This window comes from Streptomyces sp. NPDC001514 (genome assembly GCF_053597075.1).
The window spans coordinates 15,258-37,533 of sequence record NZ_JBSFHO010000002.1; the positions used below are offsets into that span (position 1 = coordinate 15,258).

Annotated in this window: 25 protein-coding genes and 2 pseudogenes; 7 read left to right on the top strand and 20 right to left on the bottom strand. The window is 66.2% G+C overall.

Annotated elements, in window-relative coordinates; all coding sequences use genetic code 11:
• Positions 1-83 precede the first annotated feature (83 nt).
• Entirely contained in the window at positions 84-542 is a 459-nt protein-coding gene (locus ACWCXB_RS02740) for a hypothetical protein (RefSeq protein WP_450718260.1), read from the top strand.
• Between the two features lie 71 nt (positions 543-613).
• On the opposite strand, the gene ACWCXB_RS02745 is transcribed toward ACWCXB_RS02740, so the two are convergent.
• The 7 genes from ACWCXB_RS02745 to ACWCXB_RS02775 all read right to left on the bottom strand — a co-directional run bounded on the left by ACWCXB_RS02745 (position 614) and on the right by ACWCXB_RS02775 (position 5,161).
• Positions 614-883: a barstar family protein gene (locus tag ACWCXB_RS02745; RefSeq protein ID WP_450718262.1), complete on the bottom strand. Its 270-nt coding sequence runs from the start codon at positions 881-883 to the stop codon at positions 614-616.
• A 205-nt stretch (positions 884-1,088) separates the two neighbouring features.
• Positions 1,089-1,415, bottom strand: coding sequence for a hypothetical protein (locus ACWCXB_RS02750; protein WP_450718264.1), 327 nt, complete (start codon positions 1,413-1,415; stop codon positions 1,089-1,091).
• Positions 1,416-1,664: 249 nt separating this feature from the next.
• A complete protein-coding gene (locus tag ACWCXB_RS02755) occupies positions 1,665-1,931 on the bottom strand; it encodes a hypothetical protein (protein ID WP_450718266.1) in 267 nt (88 codons plus the stop codon).
• A 257-nt stretch (positions 1,932-2,188) separates the two neighbouring features.
• Positions 2,189-3,097: a hypothetical protein gene (locus tag ACWCXB_RS02760; RefSeq protein ID WP_450718268.1), complete on the bottom strand. Its 909-nt coding sequence runs from the start codon at positions 3,095-3,097 to the stop codon at positions 2,189-2,191.
• Entirely contained in the window at positions 3,094-3,675 is a 582-nt protein-coding gene (locus tag ACWCXB_RS02765; RefSeq protein ID WP_450718270.1) for a DUF6932 family protein, read from the bottom strand. The genes ACWCXB_RS02760 and ACWCXB_RS02765 overlap by 4 nt, the downstream gene beginning before the upstream one ends.
• 295 nt (positions 3,676-3,970) lie before the next feature.
• A complete protein-coding gene (locus ACWCXB_RS02770) occupies positions 3,971-4,237 on the bottom strand; it encodes a DUF6959 family protein (protein ID WP_450718272.1) in 267 nt (88 codons plus the stop codon).
• 432 nt (positions 4,238-4,669) lie between these two features.
• A complete protein-coding gene (locus tag ACWCXB_RS02775; protein WP_450718273.1) occupies positions 4,670-5,161 on the bottom strand; it encodes a winged helix-turn-helix transcriptional regulator in 492 nt (163 codons plus the stop codon).
• A 108-nt stretch (positions 5,162-5,269) separates the two neighbouring features.
• On the opposite strand from ACWCXB_RS02775, the gene ACWCXB_RS02780 reads away from it, so the two are divergent.
• Positions 5,270-5,968, top strand: a complete 699-nt coding sequence (locus ACWCXB_RS02780; RefSeq protein ID WP_450718275.1) for an SDR family oxidoreductase — start codon at positions 5,270-5,272, stop codon at positions 5,966-5,968.
• Between the two features lie 12 nt (positions 5,969-5,980).
• Entirely contained in the window at positions 5,981-7,570 is a 1,590-nt protein-coding gene (locus ACWCXB_RS02785) for an MFS transporter (RefSeq protein ID WP_450718277.1), read from the top strand.
• A 131-nt stretch (positions 7,571-7,701) separates the two neighbouring features.
• Here ACWCXB_RS02785 and ACWCXB_RS02790 read toward each other — a convergent pair.
• The 8 genes and pseudogenes from ACWCXB_RS02790 to ACWCXB_RS02825 all read right to left on the bottom strand — a co-directional run.
• Positions 7,702-8,048 (bottom strand): annotated as a pseudogene (locus ACWCXB_RS02790) (site-specific integrase); the annotation flags it as partial.
• Positions 8,048-8,221 (bottom strand): excisionase family DNA-binding protein, encoded by a 174-nt coding sequence (locus ACWCXB_RS02795; protein ID WP_450718279.1) that lies wholly within the window; start codon positions 8,219-8,221, stop codon positions 8,048-8,050. The pseudogene ACWCXB_RS02790 and the gene ACWCXB_RS02795, both read right to left, overlap by 1 nt.
• A gap of 595 nt (positions 8,222-8,816) precedes the next feature.
• Positions 8,817-9,143 (bottom strand): hypothetical protein, encoded by a 327-nt coding sequence (locus tag ACWCXB_RS02800; protein WP_450718281.1) that lies wholly within the window; start codon positions 9,141-9,143, stop codon positions 8,817-8,819.
• A 787-nt stretch (positions 9,144-9,930) separates the two neighbouring features.
• A pseudogene (locus ACWCXB_RS02805) lies at positions 9,931-10,251 on the bottom strand (transposase); the annotation flags it as partial.
• A 186-nt stretch (positions 10,252-10,437) separates the two neighbouring features.
• Positions 10,438-11,028 (bottom strand): hypothetical protein, encoded by a 591-nt coding sequence (locus tag ACWCXB_RS02810; protein WP_450718283.1) that lies wholly within the window; start codon positions 11,026-11,028, stop codon positions 10,438-10,440.
• A complete protein-coding gene (locus tag ACWCXB_RS02815; protein WP_450718285.1) occupies positions 11,025-12,215 on the bottom strand; it encodes a DUF7224 domain-containing protein in 1,191 nt (396 codons plus the stop codon). Before ACWCXB_RS02815 ends, ACWCXB_RS02810 begins: the two co-directional genes overlap by 4 nt.
• A 69-nt stretch (positions 12,216-12,284) precedes the next feature.
• Positions 12,285-13,028 carry an ATP-binding cassette domain-containing protein gene (locus ACWCXB_RS02820; RefSeq protein ID WP_450718287.1) on the bottom strand — a complete coding sequence of 248 codons (744 nt, stop codon included), beginning with the start codon at positions 13,026-13,028 and terminating at the stop codon, positions 12,285-12,287.
• A 90-nt stretch (positions 13,029-13,118) separates the two neighbouring features.
• A complete protein-coding gene (locus tag ACWCXB_RS02825) occupies positions 13,119-13,541 on the bottom strand; it encodes a hypothetical protein (protein ID WP_450718289.1) in 423 nt (140 codons plus the stop codon).
• A gap of 483 nt (positions 13,542-14,024) precedes the next feature.
• On the opposite strand from ACWCXB_RS02825, the gene ACWCXB_RS02830 reads away from it, so the two are divergent.
• Positions 14,025-14,423 (top strand): hypothetical protein, encoded by a 399-nt coding sequence (locus ACWCXB_RS02830; protein ID WP_450718291.1) that lies wholly within the window; start codon positions 14,025-14,027, stop codon positions 14,421-14,423.
• A gap of 123 nt (positions 14,424-14,546) precedes the next feature.
• On the opposite strand, the gene ACWCXB_RS02835 is transcribed toward ACWCXB_RS02830, so the two are convergent.
• Positions 14,547-14,852, bottom strand: coding sequence for an immunity 53 family protein (locus ACWCXB_RS02835; RefSeq protein WP_450718293.1), 306 nt, complete (start codon positions 14,850-14,852; stop codon positions 14,547-14,549).
• 269 nt (positions 14,853-15,121) lie between these two features.
• Between ACWCXB_RS02835 and ACWCXB_RS02840 the strand changes: the two genes are divergently transcribed.
• Positions 15,122-15,694: a GNAT family N-acetyltransferase gene (locus ACWCXB_RS02840; RefSeq protein WP_450718295.1), complete on the top strand. Its 573-nt coding sequence runs from the start codon at positions 15,122-15,124 to the stop codon at positions 15,692-15,694.
• Between the two features lie 528 nt (positions 15,695-16,222).
• Here ACWCXB_RS02840 and ACWCXB_RS02845 read toward each other — a convergent pair.
• The 3 genes from ACWCXB_RS02845 to ku all read right to left on the bottom strand — a co-directional run bounded on the left by ACWCXB_RS02845 (position 16,223) and on the right by ku (position 19,051).
• Complete coding sequence (locus tag ACWCXB_RS02845; RefSeq protein WP_450718297.1) at positions 16,223-16,825, bottom strand: DUF4328 domain-containing protein; 603 nt, start codon at positions 16,823-16,825, stop codon at positions 16,223-16,225.
• A gap of 387 nt (positions 16,826-17,212) precedes the next feature.
• Positions 17,213-17,911: an SDR family oxidoreductase gene (locus ACWCXB_RS02850; RefSeq protein ID WP_450718299.1), complete on the bottom strand. Its 699-nt coding sequence runs from the start codon at positions 17,909-17,911 to the stop codon at positions 17,213-17,215.
• A gap of 219 nt (positions 17,912-18,130) precedes the next feature.
• A complete protein-coding gene (gene ku / locus ACWCXB_RS02855; protein WP_450718301.1) occupies positions 18,131-19,051 on the bottom strand; it encodes a non-homologous end joining protein Ku in 921 nt (306 codons plus the stop codon).
• Positions 19,052-19,514: 463 nt separating this feature from the next.
• Between ku and ACWCXB_RS02860 the strand changes: the two genes are divergently transcribed.
• Positions 19,515-20,009, top strand: coding sequence for a hypothetical protein (locus ACWCXB_RS02860; protein WP_450718302.1), 495 nt, complete (start codon positions 19,515-19,517; stop codon positions 20,007-20,009).
• Between the two features lie 58 nt (positions 20,010-20,067).
• Here ACWCXB_RS02860 and ACWCXB_RS02865 read toward each other — a convergent pair whose 3' ends face one another.
• Positions 20,068-21,063 (bottom strand): hypothetical protein, encoded by a 996-nt coding sequence (locus ACWCXB_RS02865; RefSeq protein ID WP_450718304.1) that lies wholly within the window; start codon positions 21,061-21,063, stop codon positions 20,068-20,070.
• A gap of 267 nt (positions 21,064-21,330) precedes the next feature.
• On the opposite strand from ACWCXB_RS02865, the gene ACWCXB_RS02870 reads away from it, so the two are divergent.
• Positions 21,331-22,266 carry a hypothetical protein gene (locus ACWCXB_RS02870; protein WP_450718306.1) on the top strand — a complete coding sequence of 312 codons (936 nt, stop codon included), beginning with the start codon at positions 21,331-21,333 and terminating at the stop codon, positions 22,264-22,266.
• The last annotated feature ends 10 nt before the right edge of the window (positions 22,267-22,276 follow it).

Sequence of the window (22,276 nt, forward strand, 5' to 3'; positions counted from 1 at the left end):
CAGCGTAAGGGGCCATGATCTCTCGCCCCATGGCAGCTCCAGCCCAAAGCCGCTACACCGACCTACGCGCTACGGTGCCCTGCGTGGATGAACAGGCCGACACCCCGCTGACGGAAGCGGACTACGCGTCCGTTCTCGCGGCCATGCACACCCTGGCCGACCGATACCGCAGCGGTTGGACGCTCAACGAGGCCCTGGCCAGGTGGCAACTGGTCGTGACGGACATCGAGGAGGGTTTCGACACGCAGTGGGTCTGGGAGTACCACAACGAATTGGCCTGCCGTGACTGGCTGTGTGAAGCATGGCCGCTCCTGACCGATCGGGTACGCGCACTACGCCAGCCCTCCCTGAACGCGATGGATGATCGGTTCACCGCTGCGACAGCCCCGATGCAGGGGAAGAAGGCCGAAGGCCGGCGGAACGGCAAGTGGTGGCACGATCGCTACCCTCGTCGCCTCTTCGGTCAGCCCGACGACGAACTGCCCTCGTCATGGTCACCGGCTCCCCAGTACATCGACCACGACGGTTTTCAAGATCGTTGAAGGCTGACTCGCCCCATTGAGACTCCACCGACCTCTGGAATGTCGCTGACCAGCCCAGGACGCCGTGGCACCTATCGGTACTCGGCTACGAAGTCGGGGCGGTACTGATGCCGGAAGCGGTCGAGAGATGCCCGCAGTAGCTCAGCCTCGTGTGGCAGGTGCTCAGCCAGGCTCCCCCATCCGACGAAGCGGATGTGATCCGGCATGTCCACCAGGCCCGTGATTGCATCCCAGAAGGCGTCCCAGTTCATCCCGTAAAACGAAGGGAAGTCGAGCGACTGACTCAGGGCGGTGTGGAGCTGTCGCGCAGCACGGGTGGTGCTCACATCGATGATGACCATGCGGCATGGTCTCAGTGCGTGCCCCTTCCGTGCCCGATCGGAAGGGAGCGAACGGGGAGCCACGGGGAATGAGGGTGAGGTCACCGCTGCCCCGCAGGTCAACGCCCTCGCAGGTCAGCACGCATCCGCATACGGCGTCTTCCAAACTAGGGCTCTCTGCTCAGGCATAGCTGGAGACTCCGCCGACCTCAGCGACGAGGTCTCGCTACCCGTCGGCGTAGGCCCATTCGCTGATGATCCAGGGGGCATCAACGCTCGCTCGCCGCGCGACGTGCCCTGGCGGAAGTGCGGCGAGCTGGGCAAGTGACGGATCCAGCTCAAGTACGTGGAGCAAGTGCTGGACGATGGATGCGCCGTCCGCGTTCGGGTCGTGAACGTCGTCGCTGACCAGCCAGTCACCCTCATCGTCGTGGATCACGGTCAGTGCGGGGAACTGACCCTCCGAGACGGTTCGCTGGACGATGGCCAGCAGCTCTACGGGAAAGGTCCCGTTTTCGAAGGGCCAGCTCACGTCTGGCTGCATGGATCCCATGCGGACATTCTCCAACGAGCACAGCAGCCGCCCTCACCGAGGGGCACCGTGCCCCTGGCGTGCCCGATCTGCCGGGAAACCGCGGGGAAGAGCGGGACTTCACGGGAGTTGGGAACGAGAACAGCCTCCGACCGTTCATCCAGGTCAGAGGCCGTTCACATTGGGATTTGAACCCACGGTGACGTCGCCGCCACGACGGTTTTCAAGAGCGCGCACGCGGTTGACTCGGGCATTGAGACTCCGCCAACCTCAGCTTGCCCGACGCCTCGTTGTCACCAAGATGATCGGAAGCACCAGGGCCATGGCGGCGAAGCGTGCGACGGCCAAGAGGATGGGTTCGCCGACGAAGAGCATGAAGAGCCCCAGAAGGATGCTTCCCTCAACCTCCACGCCGATGAGGGGCATCGTGCCGCCCACGAACCCGATCACGACACACCACAGCCCCCAGAGGCCGGCAGCAGCGGCGAGCAGGACTGTCAGCGCCGCCACCCACGCTGGTGGTTCTTTGTCTTCCACGATCCCCCCAAGGATCCCCAGTCGAGTGATTTGAGTCACAGACATGGAGGAGGATAGCGGCCAGCAGCCCGCGGCAGGCGTAATCGCGCTCGATACGTGTCCGACAGCACGGGGAGAACGGGGAGAGCTACAGCGCCATCCCTGCGAAAGCCGAAGTCAGCGCAGCCGCAACTCGCGCGGATCCGCATGCGACGTCATCCAAACAGGTACTCCAAGACACAGCGGCGGTGCTTGACGGGCCCATCGAGTCCCCCGCCCTACTCCTCGATGAAGCTCGCCTGCCCCTCACCCATCCTGAGGAAGAGGTACTCCGTTGACCGCTCGCGCCCGATCTTGTCTTTCTTCTTGATGACTTGCACCACGAACGAGACCGTCATCCCCAATTCCAAGTGCATATCAATCAAGCTTTCGGGTTCTACACGCACCTCGTAAGCGGCCGACCTGCGACTCACCCCAGTCTTAACCTTGACCAACCCCGACTCACGGAGTTCCGTGATGCGCCCCGTAACTGTGGTCCTAGATTTGTGCAGCTCAAGGTTCCGCAAGCTACGCACGTAACCCTTCCCTCGCCCGGAAAGAGAGGAGGAACGCACCGCTCCGTCCAGGCTCCGCCAGCGCATTTCCATTGAGAGGTCGAACTTATCCAGGGCTTCGACCACGCCATCCAGGCCTGGCACCATGCGTTCCCACTGCCGAACGTCAAGCTCGTTCTCAGCTGCGTCGACGAGCTTTAGCAGATCTCGCATAGCAGGGTCGGCAACTGACGTGTCGATATGCGAAAACTCACCCTGCCCATCCATCTCAACAAAATCTGGAACCTTGGGACGGACGTGCAGCACGGTACTCCCCTGGGAGAGACCCGTCAGTTCCAGCTCAATATCCTTTCGAGCAGCAGCACTGACACCGTCCCTCAGCGGCTTTAGCAGGGCATCCCCGATCCTGAAATCTAGTGCCCCTCTATCTGCCGCATCCCCCTTGAGGCGAACGGTCAGCTCCTCGTCCAGGCTTGCGGTCGGGTCATAGTGACGGGCAGCCTCGAGCCAGAAACGCCGCAGTTCCTCGTGATAGCTGTCACCGTCCTGGTGATCGTCGTCCAGATCAGCGAAGAAGTGCTGGTTGGCTTGCCGGTTCCGCTCAAGGGCACGCTGCCTCCAGCTCGTGCTCATAGCGTCACCTCCACGTAGCCTCGCCGTGGTGCCACTGTCTCAAGCGTTGGCTCTGTCTTGTCTACCCCATCGGGCCGACAACGCTGCCACCAGTCGTCCCACGCTCCTCGCTCCCGAAGGTACGCCTGATCGTCAGGCTCTAGCAGCTCGGCACGGAACACAGAGACAACGGGTCGATACCCAACCCGCAACGGGGACACTCCAAGCTCGGCGAGCCTTGCCTTACGGTTGAAGGCAGAACTCAGCCACCGGGTGCCGCCCAGCCCCTTCATGGAAGCAACGGCACCCTCGTCGATCAGCACCGTGAGATCGACGTTCTGAGGGTTCAGCTTTGTGCTGACGTAGCTGCCCCCCAGCCAAATGGCATGGACGAGTTCCTGATCGCCGATGACACCCCTGTGACGTTCCTCTAGTTCAAAGAAGCGACTGAGGTAGGTCTCCAGGCCGGCCCAGAGTTGCTGACGCGTCTCCGAACCACTGAACCGCTCGTCTGTAACGAGCAATCGCTCGGCACCATCAGGGTCCAGTCTGTACCTGCCCGGCGGCAGGAAGCCGCTGTCGCCCCACTCCGGAACCATGTACCCCCCTAGGTGCATAGCTGTCCCGGAGGATGATCCTCTGATACACCACGAACCGGCAAGGGTTCGTCACGTGGAGTAATGCCACAAGCGACAGGCTGGTCTCCACAAGGGCTCAGAAGACCTGGCAACCGACACGGGGAAGCTCACGGCCGTGCCCGATCCGTGCCCGCCTAGCCGGTAAACCACGGCCTACTGCGGGTGCCAATGGCGTGCCCGAGTGTTTCGCTCCGGCGCCCGTTGCACAGATCAGGGCGCGATCGACACGCAAAGGCGCGGTGACTCCCTCGCGACGTCAGTACGGCTGCTGGATCCCGTGCGCTTCCAACGCAGCGGCGTAGCGTGCCAGGAGCGCGTCAAGGTCGGCAAGCAGAAGGCCCGCGGCTTCTCGGGCCCCGTCCAAGTCACCCTGGTCGCAGGCCTCCGCCACCTCCGCGACGTCGCTGCGAAGGGTGGAGAGAGAGTCACCCTGAATCAGTACACCGGGGAACCGTCGACCGGGGAGGCGCAGCACAGCGTTGTTCCCACCGTCCGTGAGCAGCTCGGCCTCCACACGTTCCATGGGGCCATCCAACCTGACATCACCAGGTGACATCAACGACAGCAGACAGGAACGGCGTTGGGCGGTCGTGAGCGGCCAGGCCGTGCGCAGTCGAGTGCTCTGTCAGGCACACCGGATCGAACTCCTAAAGCGGGTGTCGCAGGTTCGAATCCTGCCGGGGGCACCAGCGAAAAGGCCCCGGACCGATCATGGTCCGGGGCCTTTGGCATACCACCGGTGACGAGACCCGCGCGCTGCGCTGGGCCACCCGCCAGGAGGTCACCGAGCTCGCCGACGAAGCGGGGGGCGTGCGTGTCGGTGTCGCGTGCCGGGCGGCGATGGCGAGGGCGGGCGACTCCTGCTGGATCGTGCCTCGCAGGCAGGGGGGAGCGGTCAGCCGGTGATCGTTGCTCGGTGGAATCGACCTGCCCGGTGTTTCAGCCGCCGCTGGGTTCAGGGGCTCTCCGGGCTGACGCGAATGAGACCCGGGCCGGCGTGGACAAACGAGTCCCCGAGTTGCACGTCGTGGCCGTCGTCGCAGCGGAGTACCGCGTGCACCGCGCTACCGCATTCCTTGTGGCTCAGGACCACGGGGGGCCCCTGTTCGTCCGTGGCCCAGGTGTCGCCCCACTGCCGCAGCGCCACGAGGACGGGCAGGAAGTCCCGGCCCTTCTCGGTCAGTTGATAGGCGTACCGGGTCCGCTGGCCGGGCTCCTGGTAGGGGACGCGCTCCAAGAGTCCGGCGGCGGTCAGTTCCTTCAGGCGCGCCGAGGCGGCGGGTTCGCCGATGCCCACGCGCTTGGCGAAGTCGTCGAACCGGCGAGTGCCGAAGAACGCCTCGCGCATGATCAGCAGCGCTGTCCTGGTGCCGGCGATCTCCAGAGTCCTGGCGATGGAGCAGTTGGCCATGGACCAGGCGTCCCGTTCCGTCAGCAGATCCTTCATCTCTCTACCCTCCACCTGACTTGCCTCATGCATAGCCAGGCTATAACGTCATGGCTAACTTCTTCAATCGTAAGCCAGCTGGGGTGTGCGCATCCCGAGGGAGGAATCATGGACATCAGCACAGCAACCGTCCTGGTCACCGGGGCCAACCGCGGGCTCGGCAGGGCACTCGCTCAGGAACTGGTCGCGCGCGGCGCCACGGTGTACGGGGCGGCCCGCCGACCGGACCAGATCGATCTACCCGGCGTGAAAGCGATCCGGATCGACGTCACCGACCCCGCCTCCGTCGCCGCGGCTGCCGAGGAGGCCCGTGACATCACCGTGCTGATCAATAATGCGGGCAGTTCCACGGGCGCCGATCTGCTGACCGGCAGTTGGGACGCCGTCCGCCTGGAGATGGAGACCCACTACCTGGGCACCCTGGGCATGATCCGGACTTTCGCCCCGGTGATCGAGTCGCAGGGCGGAGGCGTCATCCTCAACATCCTGTCCGCGCTGTCGTGGATCAGTTTTCCCACCGTCGGCGCCTACTCCGCCGCCAAGGCCGCGCAGTGGAGCCTGACCAACGCGATTCGTCAGCAGCTTGCACCCCGGGGCATCTCCGTGTCCGGACTCCACGTCGGCTACATGGACACCGACATGGCCCGCCATGTCACCGGGTCCAAGAGCGACCCGGCGGACGTCGCCCGCGCGGCCGTTGACGGCATCGCCTCCGGCGCTGCCGAGATCGTCGTCGACGACCTCAGCCGCCAGATACAGGCCGACCTCTCCGGTGGCGTCGCCGCCCTCTACCCGCAGCTCGGCTGAGACGAGGACACCATGGCTTCCACCCCGTCCCCCGCCCCGGGCCGACTCAAGCCGGCCGACGAGCAAAACGGCAACCGGCTCTCCTCACACCAGCCCTCCCGGTTCGCCGCGGCCGTCACGCTCGTCGCGATGTGCCTGGGCGCCATGACGACCTTTCTGCTGATCACCGCATCGGTGTCGGCGCTGTCGGCCATCCAGGACGACCTGCACGTCTCCCCAACCGGCCTCGTCTGGATCCCCTCCGCGTACTCCCTGCTCGTGGCCAGCCTGGTGATGTCCGCGGGCACCGTCGGCAACCTCTACGGCCGCAAGCGCACCTTCCTCGCCGGCACCGCGATCATGATCATTGGGTCGCTCACCGTCTACGCCGCGGGTTCAGCAGGAGGCGTCATCGCCGGCCAGCTCGTCTCCGGTCTCGGCGGCGCTCTCATCCTGCCCAACAGCCTGGCCATCCTGGGAGCCACTTTCCCCGACCCCCACCGACGCACCGAAGTCGTCACCGCCTGGGCGGCCTCCTCCGGCATCGGGCTGGCCCTGGGCCCCCTGGTCGCGGGCACATTGCTGGACCACTTCCACTGGAACACGGTCTTCCTGTCGACCACTGTCCTTGCCGTTGTCACCATGGCCGTGGCCTTCTTCGTCGCCGAATCGCGCGGCCCGGGCGGCAAGCTCGACATCCCCGGCCAGCTCCTTGCCGTCCTGGGCATCGCCGCCCTCGTCTACGCCCTCATCGAAGGCGGACACGACGGCTACACCAGCCCCCGGATGCTCATCACCTGGTTCATCGCGGCCGCGGCCCTGACCGGTTTCGTTCTTGTCGAGCGCGTCGGCCGCACACCCATGCTGGACGTCACCCTGTTCCGTTCGGCGTCGTTCAGCGCTGTCATGTTCGTCGCGGCCGTTTCCCTGTTCGGCTTCACCGGCGTGGCCATCCTGTCGGTGCTCTTCTACGAGCGCGTCCAGCATCTGTCCGCCCTGGACGTGGGATGGCGACTGCTGGCCTTCTTCGGCGTCTACGTCATCGTCGCCTACGCGACCGGACGCGTGATCCGCCGCACCGGCTTCAAGCTCCCGCTGACCCTGGGCTTCCTCATCGGAGCCGCCGCCACGGCCGGACTCACCACGCTGGAGCCGACCACCCCCTATGCCCGGGTGTGGTGGCTGTACGTGCTCTTCGGAGCCGCATGCGGGATGGTAGCCGCGCCGAGCACCGCCGCCGCCCTGGTCAGCGTCTCCCATGAACGCGCCGGCATGGCCTCCGGAGCCGTCAACGCCTTCCGCCAGATCGGATCCGTCACCGGCTCCTCCCTCCTCGGCGCACTCCTCGCCAGCCGGCTTCAGTCCCAACTGCCGACCCAGCTCGGCGCTCACCACGTGCCCCGAGCAGCCTGGCCCGCCGTCGAGCACGCCGTCTCCACCGGCAGCGGCGGCCACCGAGCGGCCCCGCCGAACGTGACCGCTGCGGTCGGCGACGCCTTCACCTCCGGCGTCCACGCCGGCATGACCATCATTGCCGCCGTATTCCTGTGCGCGGCCCTCGCCTCAGCGCTTCTGGTGCACAACCGACCGCACCACACCACCGTCACGACGACTGACGCGTAGCTTCCAGGGGCGGCGCCGAGAACCGTGGATTCGCCTGCGCAGCGATGCCGACGGGGCCGGGGCCTGCAGTGAAGGACCTACACCAGTCGCAGAATCAGCCGGGAGCACGCTGGTGCCGGCCCGGGGACCGGCCGACCACGCCATCGGCCGGTCCCGCCTGCTGTACAGCAGGCGGGATGGAGCCGGATCACCGCCTCATTGCGCTCCCTGCTGCGGTCAGCCAGCTTGCGGTCCCGCAGCCACGCATCCGCGTACTCGGCGAACGGCACAGCTCCCGTGTCAGGGTCCTCCCACTGCCCACGCGTGATGTCCGCCTCGATGTGCGTCAGCGCCACCTCGGCATCTGTCTTGGTCGGTAGGTCTGCTCGGCACTGCGGAGTTGGCCTGTGACTGGGTCGCGGTACCGAGCCCGCCAGCGGCCCGACTTGAGCTGCCGGACCGAGCCGAAGCGCCGCCGATTGCCCTTCGTGTTGGCCATCAGGCAACCCTCCGCAGAGTGGCGCGCCGGACCGTCACCGGCTCGGTGGTGTTGGCGCTGACGAAGGCAGCAACCGCGCTCTCGGGGATGCGGACGTGTCGGCCGACTTCCACGAAGGTGATGCGCCGTTCCTCGATGAGCCGCCGAGGAAATCGGATGGGTGCAGGCCTCATAGGGGTCGGATGGCTTCTCTCACAATTACTTGGACGCTGCGCCATCACGGCTGGGCCTTCATAGAGATCGCCGACGATCACGGCGAGTCGGAGGTCTTCGCCTCGTACGTCACGGATGGGCCCGAGCAGTTCTTGTACGCGATTGCCAGGCTTGTGGGTGGCTATGAAGACACACGAGCTGAGTTCGAGGGGGAACCTCAGGTCTACCGGTGGTTCTTCCACCGAGACGGGTCCGGCGTCGACATCCGACTGGTCGAGGCAAAGGACCTTCGAGCGCCCGACAGCTCAGGGACCGTTCTCTGGTCGGGACGCCACATCGCCATGGCACTGGCACGGGCGGCTGTGCACGCCTTCGACCAGGTCGCTCATGAGCTGGGCGAGGAGGGTTACGCATCCCAATGGGGCCGCCCGTTCCCCCGAACGGAGCTCGAAGCTCTACGGACCGGGATGCGTACGCATGGCACCCCCAGGGAACCTCGGCAACCGCAACGCCCTTTAGACCGTGTCCCGCGTGGTGAGGCGGTCCAAGAAAGGGCTCGTCAGCAAGCTGACGAGCCCTCATGCAGGGTAGGGGGGAGCGAGGCACTGTCGACCGTCAGAACCGACGGGGCCCCTCATAATCCCAGTTCGCGAGCAGCGAAGGAACTTGGGTCCAGACAACGACGAGCACCACCAGAAGACTCAGGGATATGAACCAGGCGACCTTCCACCTGCGTGACACCACGGCGGCACCCAGCAGAAAGAAGGCGGAAAACAAGAGGACGAAGTTGGCACCAAAAACGTCGTCGGGATCGCTCGTCGGTCCCACTTCCTCGCCCACGGACGGAAGGCTCAAGGCCAACCAGAACAGCGCGGCAAGGTACAGAACTGCCGCCACGACCGCCCTGAACCACAGCCCCTTTCGACTTTCAGGGAACACCATTTGTCAGTCCTTTTCGTTCACAAAAATCGAGTAGGAGGGCCGGGTCGCCCGGCCCTCATCTCACACCACCGGACGTGCGGGTCACGCATCTGCCGGTTCACTGAGATGATCTCAACCGTGCCAGTCCGAGATCTTCCTGAGCGACACCGATGCCGTCCTGACAGTGTTCGAGAGCAACATGAGCGCACTCGCCGAGCCCTCGGACGACCGGGTGCTCCAGGTCGTGGAGCGTGTTGTCTTGGCCCTCAACGAGGTCAATGACCGCCACGAAACGAGCGCCTACGACACTGGCACGGCATCGACGTTGCCAGGCTCGCCGCGCGTCACGGCATCAGCGGGTACGAGATCACTGACAGGTGGCGACGCTGGTAGAGGAGCGGCATACAGCAGCGAAGTACAGCAACCCCGGCGGCCGACCCCACCCCGCACCGCCCTTCTGCGGCCTTGAGGCAACTGGTACGACCGATTCCGCTCTAGCTACGGATCAGAAGGTTGCCACGTACGAGGGTCCTGGCCCCGTGGTCAGGGCCCTCCGTCTATGTGGGCCGCGGCTTCATTGGGTTACTCGCCTGGCCATTCAATAGTGACGTCGATGGCGCGAGCGTCCGGCCCCGGGCACCGCCACGCGGACGTCCCAGGCACCGCGGTCCCCACCAATCGCACGAAGCGGGTCAGTCCCTCCACGTCGCCAACGGCCATTCGTCCGTCCGACAGGAGCAGCTGGCAGTCGAATACGGTCGTCACACATCAACGCCGGCGAGCTGCATGGCACCCTCCGCCCGACCAGGAGCCATTGCTTGACCGCCGGCGTCTTGTGGGTCGCATAGTTGTCCAGGATCAGATGCACCTCAAGCTCCGGTGGCACCTCCTTGTCGACAGTGCCCAGGAACTTCTTGAACTCGGCCGCCCGGTGCCGACGGTGCAGCGAGCCGATGACCTTGCCGGCGGCGACCTCGAGTGTGGCGAAGAGTGCGGTGGTGCCCGCGCGGATGTAGTCGTGGCTTCGACGCTCGGGCACCCCGGGCATCATCGGCAAGACCGGCTGCGAGCGGTCCAGCGCCTGGATCTGCGACTTCTCATTGACACACAGCACCAGGCCGGCCATCGGTTAACGACAAGGGCGGGATCTTCGGTCCAGGACGACTCATGCCGAACTAACGACAAATCTCCGACTCAGGTCACTAACGGTAGTTCGTTAAGCCCGCCCTGCCGTCAACCCGCACTACAGCCGGGTTTAACGAACTACCGTTAGCAAACCGAAGAGATAGCAGGTCGATGTCGGTCAGGAATGACGCTACGGGCGTGACTCCGCAGTTCGTTTCAGTCCCAAGGCTGCTCCAACAGCAAAGAGGCCGAGTGCCGCGGCTGCGGCCAGGACGGAGGCGCTCTCATGCAGGGGCCATGCCCACGGATACGGCCTTCTGCCCGGCCCTAGGCCGATGAGCGCGCAGAGTACAGGGACAGCAGCGACGGCTAGCGGGCCATACAGCGAGCCGACGAAGTGCTGAACAATCAGGCCCACGCCGAGGTACCCGACGAGGTTCCGTGCCGTGCCAAGGCCAAGGCCGAAGTCGAGCCACTGGGCCTCACACAGTCCCAGTATCACCGCGGTGAAGGCGACGCATCCGAACAGGAAGGTCCGGTACGACCAGACCGGCCGGACAGCGGTGACATTGGTCTCCAGAGGGGCTCTGCTCATCGCATGCAGGAGGACGCACACGGGAGCCACCGGGAGGACCAGGGGCAGCGGGATTCCGGCCCCGAAGCCGCCAAGCAGCGAGGGAATGGGAAGCGCAGAGCCGGCGAGCAGGGGGGCAAGGATGAAACACCCCAGCACGCAGGCCGAGGACACGTGCACCATGTGAACGCGGAGCCACCAGGTCACGACTGCTTCTCTCCCGCCTGCTGGAAGGAAGCCGGGCGGAGCTCCGGCTTCACTGAGCAGTCCAGAACTGATCGCATATTGCGCTCATACCATGCGTGTTGCTGATCGACAGGCAGTTGGCGCACCTGTTCGGCGAGGGCCACGGCCTCGGGCTGCCAGTGCTGCACCAACTCGTCCTTAGGCTCCCCCGAAGTGAGCGACAGCCAGGCGTAGATCGCGCTGTGCGCAGCATCTCCTGGATACTCAGCGCCGGGCTTCGTGGCACAGTCCGGTGGTGCGGTCGGTAGGACGCTGGTCGCCGTGGTTGCTCGGACAACGCTCTCGCTGGGGCGGGGTTCCCCGAACTCAACGTGCGCCGCTGGGGTGACGCCTACTTTGCTCAGGCGGTTCTCAGTGTCCTGTGCCCAGCGGACTATGTCGTCCTGCCTGTCGTACTGCTCCGGCCATACGCATACCTGGACACGTTTACCCGTGCACCTCCGAAGTTCGGGGTCTCGAGCCTGCACTCCCTGGAACTCAAGCGGCACAGCCAAGATGAGGGCACCGACAGTGCCAAACGCAGTCGCCGACACGGCATAGCCCATGTGGCGTCGGTGTTCGGTACCGAGGACAGTGGAAATCAGGGCCGCAGCAACAAGCCCGGCGGAGAAGACGAAGGTGGCGGCCATGCTGCGGAGCGAGGCGGTCTGATCAAGGCCGCAGCACTCGCTCAGCCCCTGGCCGTTGAGGTGTCGAAGCCAGGGCAGCTCACCAATTGCAGCGGGCCAAAAACCCCACAGGTAGCCGAAGATGAGCATGACCGCTGCTCCCAGGACGCGCGGCATCAACGGCCCCACGAGCCAGCCGAGCGCGATATGGGAAACCACAACCGCGTAGGCGGTGAAAAGTATTCCCAGGCTGGGGAAGCCGGGCGCTCCCAGAGCAGTGGAGGAGAAGGCTACGAGACTCGCGAGCACGCCTAGCAGCCCCAGAACCGCTACGGGGGCGAGATGCAGCCAGGCGATGTGAAGGCGACTGCGGACCGGAGCCCAACCGTCGACCTCCGCGCGGTGAATCCTCGCAGACTCCCAAGCGGCACAGGCGCCGCACCCTGCACTCACGAAACCGAGCACGATCAGCGACTGTGCAGTCGCAGACTCCCAGTACTGAATCACCGATTCAGTGTTCTGCACGCCGAACCAGAACAAGACCGGGACCATGACAAGAGCAACCCAGGCAGCCGGGCCTGATCGGAGGAGAGTCCCCAGACGCATATGTCAGACCTCCCCGCGCACCAGGCCGCGATAGGCGCTCTCCGCGCGGCGCTCGAGCGGCACACCTTCGGGAGCCCGCGCGAAGAAGTCCCTCACCCTCCCTTGGAATGCCACCTGTCCTTGATCGAAGACGATGACGCTTTCGTAGATATCGGCCAGGTCCTCCGTCTGGTGGGTAGACACCACGAAGTTGACGGATTCCGACAGTTCCGCCACCAGTTCGCGGAAGACGCCACGCTGCACGGGATCAAGGCCGGCCGTTGGCTCGTCGAGCAACACGACCTGTGCGTCGTGAATCAGCGACTGTGCGATGCCAAGCCGCCGCATCTGACCACCGGACAGCTCATGGCTGCGACGCTTCGCCAACTCGGTGAGCCTGACCTGATCCAGGGCCCTCGCAGAACGCTCCCACGCCTCGGACTTCGACAGGCCTTTCAGCCAACCGGCATAGGCCGCCTGCTCCCGTACCGTCAGCGACGGTACGGGTTTTACATTCTGAGGCAACCATCCGACTCTGCGCCGGTAGTCACTACGGTGACGCCTTTCCGTGCTGGTCAGCCTCCCCAGCTGCACCCGCCCGGAAGCCGGGGTGAGGACAGAAGCCCCCAGAGACAACAGAGTTGACTTTCCAGCCCCGTTGGGTCCCAACAGCACGGTGCACCCCGTGGGGAACTCCAATGTCAGGCCATCAAGGACAGGGACTCCCGCACGGTAGGCGAAGGAACATTCAGTGAAGCAAAGTGGCACGGCATGTCCAGAGGGTCAGCGCGAAACGCGGCGAACGGAGGCAGGGTGCCCGGTCCGCTTCATTCTGGACCGGGCACCCTGACAGAGGGATCAGTACTTGACAGCCACGCTGCTGACCGACAGGTGGTAGCCAGTCTGGTCAAATCCGTTCAGATTGGCGTAGTTGAAGTAGTAGCCGCCCGCAGCCCTGTCGCCGAAGTTGGACGTGTCGCAGGAGTTGTTGTCCCGAGCAACCACCGGGTCCGGAAGACCCGAGCGCTCCTTCTTCAGCTGAAGCCCCGCGTACTCGAACCTGTTGCGGCCATTACCGTCCTTCGCCGAGCAACCGGAGAACCTGACAGTCGTCGCGACATTGTCGCGGTTGCCATCCTGCCAGTGACGCGACTCCTTGCCCGGAAGCCACCCCCCGATGCTGCTGCTCCAGCCCCCCTCAGCAAAGGCTGGCCCGATCCCGAACCCCGCGATGGCCACAACCCCCACAGCGACCGTAGCGATCTTGCGCTTCGCGTTCACGTTCCCCCTCCTGGATTTTTAGACACGCGGCTGGTCATGCCGCATGGTCCGTACGTGACAGACGAGGTAATACGCAGTGATCGTATGACTACTCGAAGCGCCTGTATAGTAAGTTCGTTCGATTTGAGGGGTATCTGAGGTTCCGGGCAATGGAGGTCAACCTGCCGTTGGCGGCGCGCCTGGCCCCTGTCTTCGCCCGGCCTGGCCGCGCCCAGCGGCGCGCCCCGTGCTGCGGGAATGAAGGCAGACCTGTTCGGGCCGGGGCGGTGTCCACCGACCGCGTGGGCACCTGTCGCCTCTGGATGGATCGGCACGGTCAAGCATGCAACGCTCGCCGTGAGCGACCGCCGTCCGAGGCGTTCACCCGTTTGGAGTAATCGACATCGCGGTGCACGCCGTGCGTTCCTACGGTCGGAAACGACGGCGTGCGGTCATGTGTTCGGGAGCCCCCCGCCTTCGCAGGCCGCGCCCTAGGGAGGCAACATGCTCCGAATACCCGCTGTCGCCGTCGCAGGGTGCCTTGTGCTGGGCTTGTCGACTCCCGTTGCGTTGGCCACCGACGGCGCCGACCCCATCGGCACCGTCAGCCCCGAGACCGCGAAGCCCGGCGAAACCATCATGCTGACCTTGCGCAACTGCAAGAACCCCAGCGAGGGCGGGATTGCCGAGGGCGCGCTCATTGGCGGCGAGACCACGGCGAGGTCCCCCATCGGGATTACGCATCTCAAGCCCGACGCCACCGGAACGCTCCCTCCCGGAACGCTCGTCGGCTACGCCACCATCAACGAACACGCCAAGCGCGGAACCGCGGAGCCCATCTACTTCGGCTGCTACTCGAACAAGCACAGAGTCGTCTATGCCAACGTCACCATCGAGCCCTAGCTGTATTGCCTTGTGAGGTTGGGGACGCGGCTGGCGGTGGTTTGCCTGCGGGCGCGGTGTGTCCGCGGTGGTGATTGCGATCTGAGCCTGCTCAGAACCGCGCCACCGCGACCTGCTGCACGGCTACTCCGCCTTGGTGGCCCATGCCTGGAACATCGTCAGGACCTCGGTCAGGTTGCCAGGACCACACGAAGCATCGAAGCGTCGATCCCTGACCCGCGCAAAGATCCAGTCGTCGCAGTCGCGTCTGACGACGCTCTCGGGCCATACGCGGCCAGCGAGCGGAGTGCCTTCGAGATCAACAGTGATGTACCACCCAGGGTTGTCGAGAGTCTCGATCTTGACACCCCATTCGTGCTCCCAGTCACCATCACACTGCTCGGCGTACCACCCTTGAAGCCAGCCGAGAACAGAACCTGCGTCGGTCATGATGGTGATCCTAGGTCCGCAGGCCCATGGTGCCGGAAGAGCGAGAACGCCACCCGTGCCCCCTGCGTGCCCGATCAGAGAGTGAGCGGCGGGGAACCGCGGGGAACCTCAGCGAACCTCGCCGGAACACGCAGGCCGGCGTCTTGCCTGGTCAAGCAAACCAGTTACGTGGTCTTCCGAACTGGTGCTCCACTGTGCCGAAGCTCGATGGTTGGCACGTCAGCAGGATTGTTTGCCCCGAGATCGTCGGCACCTCCTAGAGTGACTCGATGAGCGACGATCCCGTGATATTGCGTCCAGTGACCGAGGGTGATCTGCCAGTGCTTGAGCAGTTCCTGACAGATCCGGAGGCGACTGGGCCGTTCCAGTGGCTGGGGTGGTCAGATCCGGGGCGTTGGCGGCGGCGCTGGGTGCAGGACGGCCTACTCAGCGATGAGGGGGGTCAGCTGATGGTGGTAACCGGTGCCGACCGGCTCGGCTTCGTGGCATGGCGGAAGGTCGAGACCTCGCGGAGCTCCTACTGCTGGAACATCGGAGCCCAGCTGCTGCCAGAAGCCCGGGGCCGGGGTGTCGGCACGCAGGCCCAGCGGCTGCTGACGCGGTACCTGTTCGCGCACACACCGGTGGTCAGGCTCGAGGCGGACACTGAGACGGGGAACCTCGCTGAGCAGCGCGCACTGGAAAAGTCGGGCTTCACCCGCGAGGGCGTGCTGCGCAGCATCGTGTTCCGGGACGGACAGTGGCGGGACGTCGTGCGCTACAGCGTGCTCCGCGACGACATCGCCTCAGACAGAAGCCCTGCCTCGGATCAGCCCAGCGCCAGAGGCCGGCAGACGGCCTGACCCGGACTCATCCCAGCGCGCCAGAGGAGCAGCGAGGTCGGTGGCAACAACCCTGCCGGTCCTGCCATTGGTGACAAGCAGCGTGCCGTTTCGGTGACGACTACGGTGCCTCGAGGCTGGGAGGGCCGCAGTTCAGTCGTCCTCCCTGGTGCCAACTATCGTGCTTCGGCACATCCACGACCCGCCGCGGCGCTTGACTCGTCGCTGAGACTCCGTCGATCGCACGCGTCACGCTCTCGAGTCTGTGTCCCCGGTCAATCGGGATCGTGCAGAGATGAGCGGTTCGAATCCTGCCGGGGGCACAGTGTCTGACCAGCGCGCTTACCTCACTGAGGTAGGCGCGCTGTTCATCGTGGCCACGGCATTGGCCACGAATAGGTTCCGTTGTCATGGCGAACACGGCATCCAAGCGACGTCAACGCGGCAGCATCCGCCCCCACGGCGACGGTTTCCAGATCCGGGTCTACGCGGGATGTGACCCGCTCGAGCGGCGAATGCGCGGCACCTCAACAGGCAGGCTTACGAGTCTCAACCCCGGAGGCGCACCCGGAGGCGCGCCCTCTGCATCGCGGCAAGCCGCCGCACCACACCGATGCACAGCGCTCCTGAGACGACATACAGCGCGGCCCCGGCCATCTCTGTCGACAGCGAGCCTCGGGAGGTGGAGGGATAGGCGAGAAGCTGCGCCGCCACGAAGAGCAGCCACCACGAGGTCAGCAGTACACCGGTGCGCCGCGGGCGATCGGGCGGAGAGCTGGCGGCCCAGATGTCGTTGATGATCCGCTTGGGCAGGAAGAAGCAGGCGACCGGAACCAGCCACGCGCCTGTAGTCCAGCCGCGTTTCATCCGATGCCCGCCGGGCGCCAGCGCCTCCGCGTTCACCCGCATCTGCCACAGCCAGCGCAGGAAGACGATTCCGGTCAGCAGGAAGGCGAGCAGCCTCATGCCGGTGAGGTTGCCGACCCATATCTCCCTCTCGAAGGCGGCATACGAGCCGTCAGCCGCGCGGAAAAGGCGTAGCTGGGCGATAAGCAACGCGGCATTCACCAGCACGCAGACCCCGAGCGCGGCCACGACCACGGTCGTCATCGCCTTCGGTACGAAGAGCGGCTCGCGCTCGGTCGATGGCACGGGCGGAGATATGGCGATGGCGTCGTCTTGACTCACAGGGCCGCAAACTACTGCCGAGCTCGGCATTCAGTCCAGGTTGAACGGATCCCAAGGCGGGATCCAGCGCAGCGCGACCTGCCCCGCCGGCTCCTCATTCCTTCCGCTCCGCGCGGCGGGCCTCTTGCCGGCCGGCTTGGCTGCGATGACTTCCTCGAGCACGTGTCGGTACACGTCGTGAAGTTGGGGCGGCTGGAGGAGCACGGAGTCATCGCACGCAGCGGTCGGCGCCGGCGTTCCTGTCGTCTGGCCTGAGTGAACGGGTCCCGCCATGTCCGTATCCCCTGATGCCGGGAACGCGGGTGCGTCACTGGCCTGCTCGGCGGTCAGGACGACGGCGGGTTGGGGCGGTCACCGATTGGCGTACAGCGCCTCCAGTTCCCCCGAGAGCGCGGCGCGTACGTGGCGGGTGGCCTCGTCCACCAGCACTTCGGGTTCGTCATTGAGCAGCGCCGCCATCGTCTTCTCGGCCACGTCGGCCGGAAGGATCTTCGGGGAGTCGATGTCCGCCGCCAAGTCGGTGTCGACGTAGCCGGCATGCACGCCGACCACCAGCGTGCCCTGCTGCCGCAGCGCCAGTCGGAAGGCGTTCGTCAGTGACCACTGAGCGGACTTGGAGGCCGCGTAGCTCGGAAGCCGCGTGTTGGCCACCCACGACGCCACGGACAGCATGTTGACCAGCGCTCCGCCGCCATTGGCGGCCAATACGGGCGCGAACGCACGCGAGACAGCCCAGGTGCCGAAGTAGTTGACCTCCATCTCGCGCCTGGCACCGTCGAATGACCCTTCGAGGAGGGACGGGCCACCGGCGACCCCGGCGTTGTTGATGACGATGCTGACATCGTCGGCGGCACGTGCGGCTGCGGCGACCTGCTCCTCGTCGGTGACGTCCAGTCGCAGCGGAACAAGCCCGGGGTCCCGGACGGTCTCCGGCTCCCGGACACCGCCGTAGACCTTGGCGGCGCCGTGAGCGAGCAGTGCCTGGGCGAAAGCCAGCCCGATGCCACGGTTGGCTCCCGTGACAAGTGCTACCGAACCCTTGATGTCCATGATCACCCTCCTTGCGGGCGGATGCGGCGGACTCCTTACTCCCGACGCTAGGCCCCGGACAGCGCCTGATCCACCCGTCACCTGACTGCACCTGCGTCGATGCCTCTTCGCGCACTCGATGGTCAAGCTGCGCGTGCCGGACATGCCCGTGGCCTACCTGCGAGAACGTGCAGTAGGGGAGCGTCATCCCCCGTGAGGGGGCAGGCTCGGCTCAGGCCTTCAGGCGCTGCGGGGCTTGCGGCCTGACGTCTTCTTCGCCGGGGCCTTCTTCGCGGCCTTCGCCGTCTTCTTGGCCGCGGTCTTCTTGGCCGTGGTCTTCGCCGCGGTCCTCTTCTTCGGCATCTCGTGCACCGTCGCGTCGCCTCGCCGCTCCTTCGCCTCCGCCACCGATGCGTTCAGGGCGGCCATCAGGTCTACGACCTGCCCGGCCGGCTCCTCCCGCTCCGGCGTCTCCGGGGGCGCCTTCCCCTCGGTCTTGGCGGCGATCACCTGCTCCAGGGATTCGCGGTACTCGTCGTGCAGGTCCGGCATGCCCTCGGTACTCATCGTGTCCATCAGCGCGAGCGCGCCCTCAAGCTCGTCCTCGCCCAGCTCGATGGCCGGGGGCGTCAGCTCCTCCGGGCTCCGGATCTCGTCCGGCCACCGCATCATGTGGATCAGGATCGCGTCGCCCACCACCCGCAGCAGCCCGAGGCGCTCCCGGCCGTGGAACGCCATCTTGGCGACCGCGACCTTCGAGCTGCGCTCCAGCGCCTTCCGCAGCAACGTGTACGGCTTCGCCGCCACAGGCCCGTCCGCGGCCAGGTAGTAGCCCTCGCCGATCCGGATCGGGTCGATGCTCGCGGCGGGCACGAACCCCTCGATGTCGATCGCCTTCGCCGTCGGCAGCGGGATCGCCTCGAGCTCCTCGTCCGTGATCGTGATCGTGTCCCCGCCCGGCAGCTCGTACCCCTTGGCGATCTCGGCCTGGGACAGCTCCTTGCCGTCGAGCTCGCAGACCTTCTTGTACCGGATCGGCCCCTGATCCTCGAGGTGGACCTGCCGGAAATGAACGCTGCGGTCCTCGGTCGCGGGCAGCAACTTGATCGGAATCGTGACCAGGCCAAAGCTGATGGCGCCGGACCACACAGGGCGGGGCATGACACACCTCCAGGCCCCCCTCGGACCACCAGGCTATGACGAGCGCCGTGAGGTGGCATGCGAGGTGGGCCGGCCAGAGGCCCCAGGCTCGTCACCCTCGGCCACCCGCTCCAGCAGCCGCCCGGCACACACCTCGCCGTGCCATCGAGGGGCGTACGTAAGGTGACAGGCATGAGTACGCCACCGATCTGCCCACGCTGCGGCCAGGGACCACAACGCTGAGTCGCTGACCGGGGGTTCTGCCCCAGGAAGGCGTTCTCTTCGGCCTCGGGTTCCACGTCCGGGGCCGTTTGCGTGAGCGGTGCGTGAGCGGTGCGTGAGCGGACGGGTCGCCAGGTCCCGATTTTCTACCGATGCGTCCGCTCCAACGTCCTGGCCGAGTGGATGCTCGGGCTCGGCCGGCCGCTCCACGGACCTTGATCCTTCGCCCCTCGCAGAGTCAGGTTTCTGCTAGGAAGCAGTCATGGAAGCAGCACTGGTCGGACTTGCGGGCACAACGGTGGGAGCTGTGACCGGCTTTGCGGGCGCATGGCTTGCTCAGCGCGGACAGATACGTATCCAGCAGGAACAACGGGCGCATGCAGAACAGGTGCGCTGGCTGGATGACAAGAAGGGCCTGTACAGGGACCTCTTGATCAGGCTCTACGGCTGGCATGACTCTCTTGCCTCCATCCTGAAGGGCGAGGACGACGGGAAGCTGTCCGACAATCGGTCGACCGCTTACAAGTGGATCGTCGAGGCGTCCCTCATATCTGGCGACGCGGTACGTTCCGCCGTGAGTGACGTGCACCGTGCCCTGCTTCGCGTCCAGACGGTGATCTCGGATGGCACCACAGCGGCGGACGAATGGCCGCTCCAGGGCGTGGAGGATGGCCTTTCAGCGCTGGAGGACGCGCTACGGGCCGAACTGGCCATGCCGGCGCGCGTGGGTTCACGAGGCCGGCTGGGCCGCCGTTGACGAACGAGCTGGGTGCGCCGCCAGGCCGGTCACCCGGGAAGGGCGGTCCCTCGGCGGCCTACTGCATCACCTGCAGATGAGGGTGGTCGAAGGACTCGGGGCACAGATAGACCTGCATCGTGTAGCCGCGGCCGATCGAGATCATTGTGGGTTCGTGGGAGTGCGGGTACAGCGGTCGTTCCGCCGGGGGCGGCTCCTCCTGCGGGCACCAGCTGCCGGTGCCCCCGTCCCATTCGGAGCTGTCCAGCGTCAGGAAGGGACGCATCGTGCTGCCGCAGTCCTCGCAGAGCATCGGCCAGGGGTCGCAGAAGCTCCAGTTGCCCCACCCACCGATCTTCCAGCCGGGGGCGACCCCGAGGTCGAACTGATAGTCGTACGGGCGATCTTCCTCCCAGGAGTGGATCCGCTTGCGGAGGTCCTCCTCCAGCTCGTGCGGGGCCGGGTACTCGAGGACCGGCTCGGGGTGGAGGAGGCACGGTTGGGGCAGGGCCTCGTCCTCGCTGACCACAGGCGGCGACGGTGCGTCCCTCACCGCGCCCACGGTGCCGGCCGAGCGCCAGCGCAGCTGCACCCCCGGCATGCAGTCCTCACCATGCTCGAAGGAACACCAGAGCACCTGGAGCAGGTCGGTGTCGGGCGGGCGGGGCAGCGAGGGAACGTCACGGGCGTACAGCTGCAGCACGGGCAGCAGGGGCACAGGACCGTCGACAGGCAGACGCACACCCGTGAATCCGAGACCGTCCACGAAAGCGCGCTCGTCGGGGGTGAGGAAGTCGGTCCCCGGGACCTGGGGACGGGCCCGGCCCTCGGTCAGTATGCGTCGCCGCTCCCGCAGATCGGCCGGGGTATGGCCGACCAGCCAGGGGCCCGTGTGCTCGGGGCAGGTGGGCCACGGTTCGTCCACGGGCCACAGCAGCGGTCCGCCGACGGAGCTGTCGGCCGCCGTCGGTGCACCCGGCCGCGGGTGCAGCCGAACGGCGGTACGCGCGAGCGGCGCCAGCTCCGGGAAGACCGCGGCGATGTCAACGGGGCGGGGCGGTGTCGTACGAGACATGGAAGCAGAGGCTAGCGTCCAGGTCCGACAGCGCCCGGCCTGCCGGACAGCCCCCGCCGCCCCGGTCGGCCTGAAGGCGATCGCGGCGTCCCGTCGGCCGTCGGCCGTCGGCCTCAGTGGGCCGTACTGGTCATTGTCCCGAGCCGTTCGGGGGAAGTGAGGGCCTTCTCCGGCGCGTCGCGCGCCGGTCGGGGGACCGGTTACTGCAGTGCGCAGGCGCTCAGGGCGCCCGTGCGGGAGAACGGCAGCGGGGCAGGACCGTCGGGCATGCCCCTGCACAGAGACGGGAGTATCTGGATGCTCATCAAGCGAGCAGCCCGGGCGGCGCAGCGCCGGTGGGCATGGATGGCGACCGTGGCGACGGTGGTGGTGGCGACAGGGGCGGCCGGCCCGGTCGGGGCGGTCGAGTCCGTGGCCGCCGGATCCACGGTGGTGGACTGCACGAGGAACCCCTCGGCCCTGCGGAACGCGATCGATGCCGCCGATGTCAAGGCGGAGCTGAAGGTGAAGGGGACCTGCACCGGCCCCTTCCGCATCAGGCAGGACCTGACCCTGATCGGCAACAAGCGCACGGTCCTCGACGGGAACCTCGCCGGCTCGACCGTGACCGTAGACCCGGGCGTCCAGGCCCGGATGAAGGATCTGACCATCGCCAACGGCGCCGCCAACGCCACCGCCCCCGGCGGAGACGGCGGCGGCATCTTCAACAACGGCGGCAGGGTGACGCTGGCCGATGTCACGGTGCGCCACAACATCGCCGACGACGGCGGCGGCATCTTCAACGGCAACAGCGACAGCAACATCGGCTCGGTCACGTTGATCCGCACCACGGTGAGGCACAACACGGCGGCAGGCGACGGCGGCGGGATCTTCAACGTCAGCGGCACGGTGACGCTCAACCACTCGACCGTGCGCCACAACGTCGCCACATCAGGCGGCGGCATCTTCAACGACGCCGGCACGGTGACGCTGTCCGACTCCACCGTGTTCCGCAATGCAGCGACGAACCAGGGCGGCGGGATCTTCAACAACACCGGCACGGTGACGCTGATCCGCTCCAAGGTGGAGCGCAACACCGCAGGAGCCGGCCCCAACAGCGGCGGCGGCATCTTCAACGCGACCGGCACGGTGACACTGACCGGCTCCAAGGTGCGCCAGAACCACCCGAACAACTGCACCAACGTCCCCGACTGCACCGGCTGACCCTCCCCCG

Bases quoted from the DNA above. Each gene is read 5' to 3' on its own strand.
- ACWCXB_RS02745 (WP_450718262.1), bottom strand. From the start codon at position 883: ATGGTCATCATCGATGTGAGCACCACCCGTGCTGCGCGACAGCTCCAC.
- ACWCXB_RS02750 (WP_450718264.1), bottom strand. From the start codon at position 1,415: ATGGGATCCATGCAGCCAGACGTGAGCTGGCCCTTCGAAAACGGGACC.
- ACWCXB_RS02760 (WP_450718268.1), bottom strand. From the start codon at position 3,097: ATGAGCACGAGCTGGAGGCAGCGTGCCCTTGAGCGGAACCGGCAAGCC.
- ACWCXB_RS02765 (WP_450718270.1), bottom strand. From the start codon at position 3,675: ATGGTTCCGGAGTGGGGCGACAGCGGCTTCCTGCCGCCGGGCAGGTAC.
- ACWCXB_RS02770 (WP_450718272.1), bottom strand. From the start codon at position 4,237: ATGGAACGTGTGGAGGCCGAGCTGCTCACGGACGGTGGGAACAACGCT.
- ACWCXB_RS02775 (WP_450718273.1), bottom strand. From the start codon at position 5,161: ATGAAGGATCTGCTGACGGAACGGGACGCCTGGTCCATGGCCAACTGC.
- ACWCXB_RS02780 (WP_450718275.1), top strand. From the start codon at position 5,270: ATGGACATCAGCACAGCAACCGTCCTGGTCACCGGGGCCAACCGCGGG.
- ACWCXB_RS02785 (WP_450718277.1), top strand. From the start codon at position 5,981: ATGGCTTCCACCCCGTCCCCCGCCCCGGGCCGACTCAAGCCGGCCGAC.
- ACWCXB_RS02795 (WP_450718279.1), bottom strand. From the start codon at position 8,221: ATGAGGCCTGCACCCATCCGATTTCCTCGGCGGCTCATCGAGGAACGG.
- ACWCXB_RS02800 (WP_450718281.1), bottom strand. From the start codon at position 9,143: ATGGTGTTCCCTGAAAGTCGAAAGGGGCTGTGGTTCAGGGCGGTCGTG.
- ACWCXB_RS02830 (WP_450718291.1), top strand. From the start codon at position 14,025: ATGCTCCGAATACCCGCTGTCGCCGTCGCAGGGTGCCTTGTGCTGGGC.
- ACWCXB_RS02835 (WP_450718293.1), bottom strand. From the start codon at position 14,852: ATGACCGACGCAGGTTCTGTTCTCGGCTGGCTTCAAGGGTGGTACGCC.
- ACWCXB_RS02840 (WP_450718295.1), top strand. From the start codon at position 15,122: ATGAGCGACGATCCCGTGATATTGCGTCCAGTGACCGAGGGTGATCTG.
- ACWCXB_RS02850 (WP_450718299.1), bottom strand. From the start codon at position 17,911: ATGGACATCAAGGGTTCGGTAGCACTTGTCACGGGAGCCAACCGTGGC.
- ku (WP_450718301.1), bottom strand. From the start codon at position 19,051: ATGCCCCGCCCTGTGTGGTCCGGCGCCATCAGCTTTGGCCTGGTCACG.
- ACWCXB_RS02860 (WP_450718302.1), top strand. From the start codon at position 19,515: ATGGAAGCAGCACTGGTCGGACTTGCGGGCACAACGGTGGGAGCTGTG.
- ACWCXB_RS02865 (WP_450718304.1), bottom strand. From the start codon at position 21,063: ATGTCTCGTACGACACCGCCCCGCCCCGTTGACATCGCCGCGGTCTTC.
- ACWCXB_RS02870 (WP_450718306.1), top strand. From the start codon at position 21,331: ATGCCCCTGCACAGAGACGGGAGTATCTGGATGCTCATCAAGCGAGCA.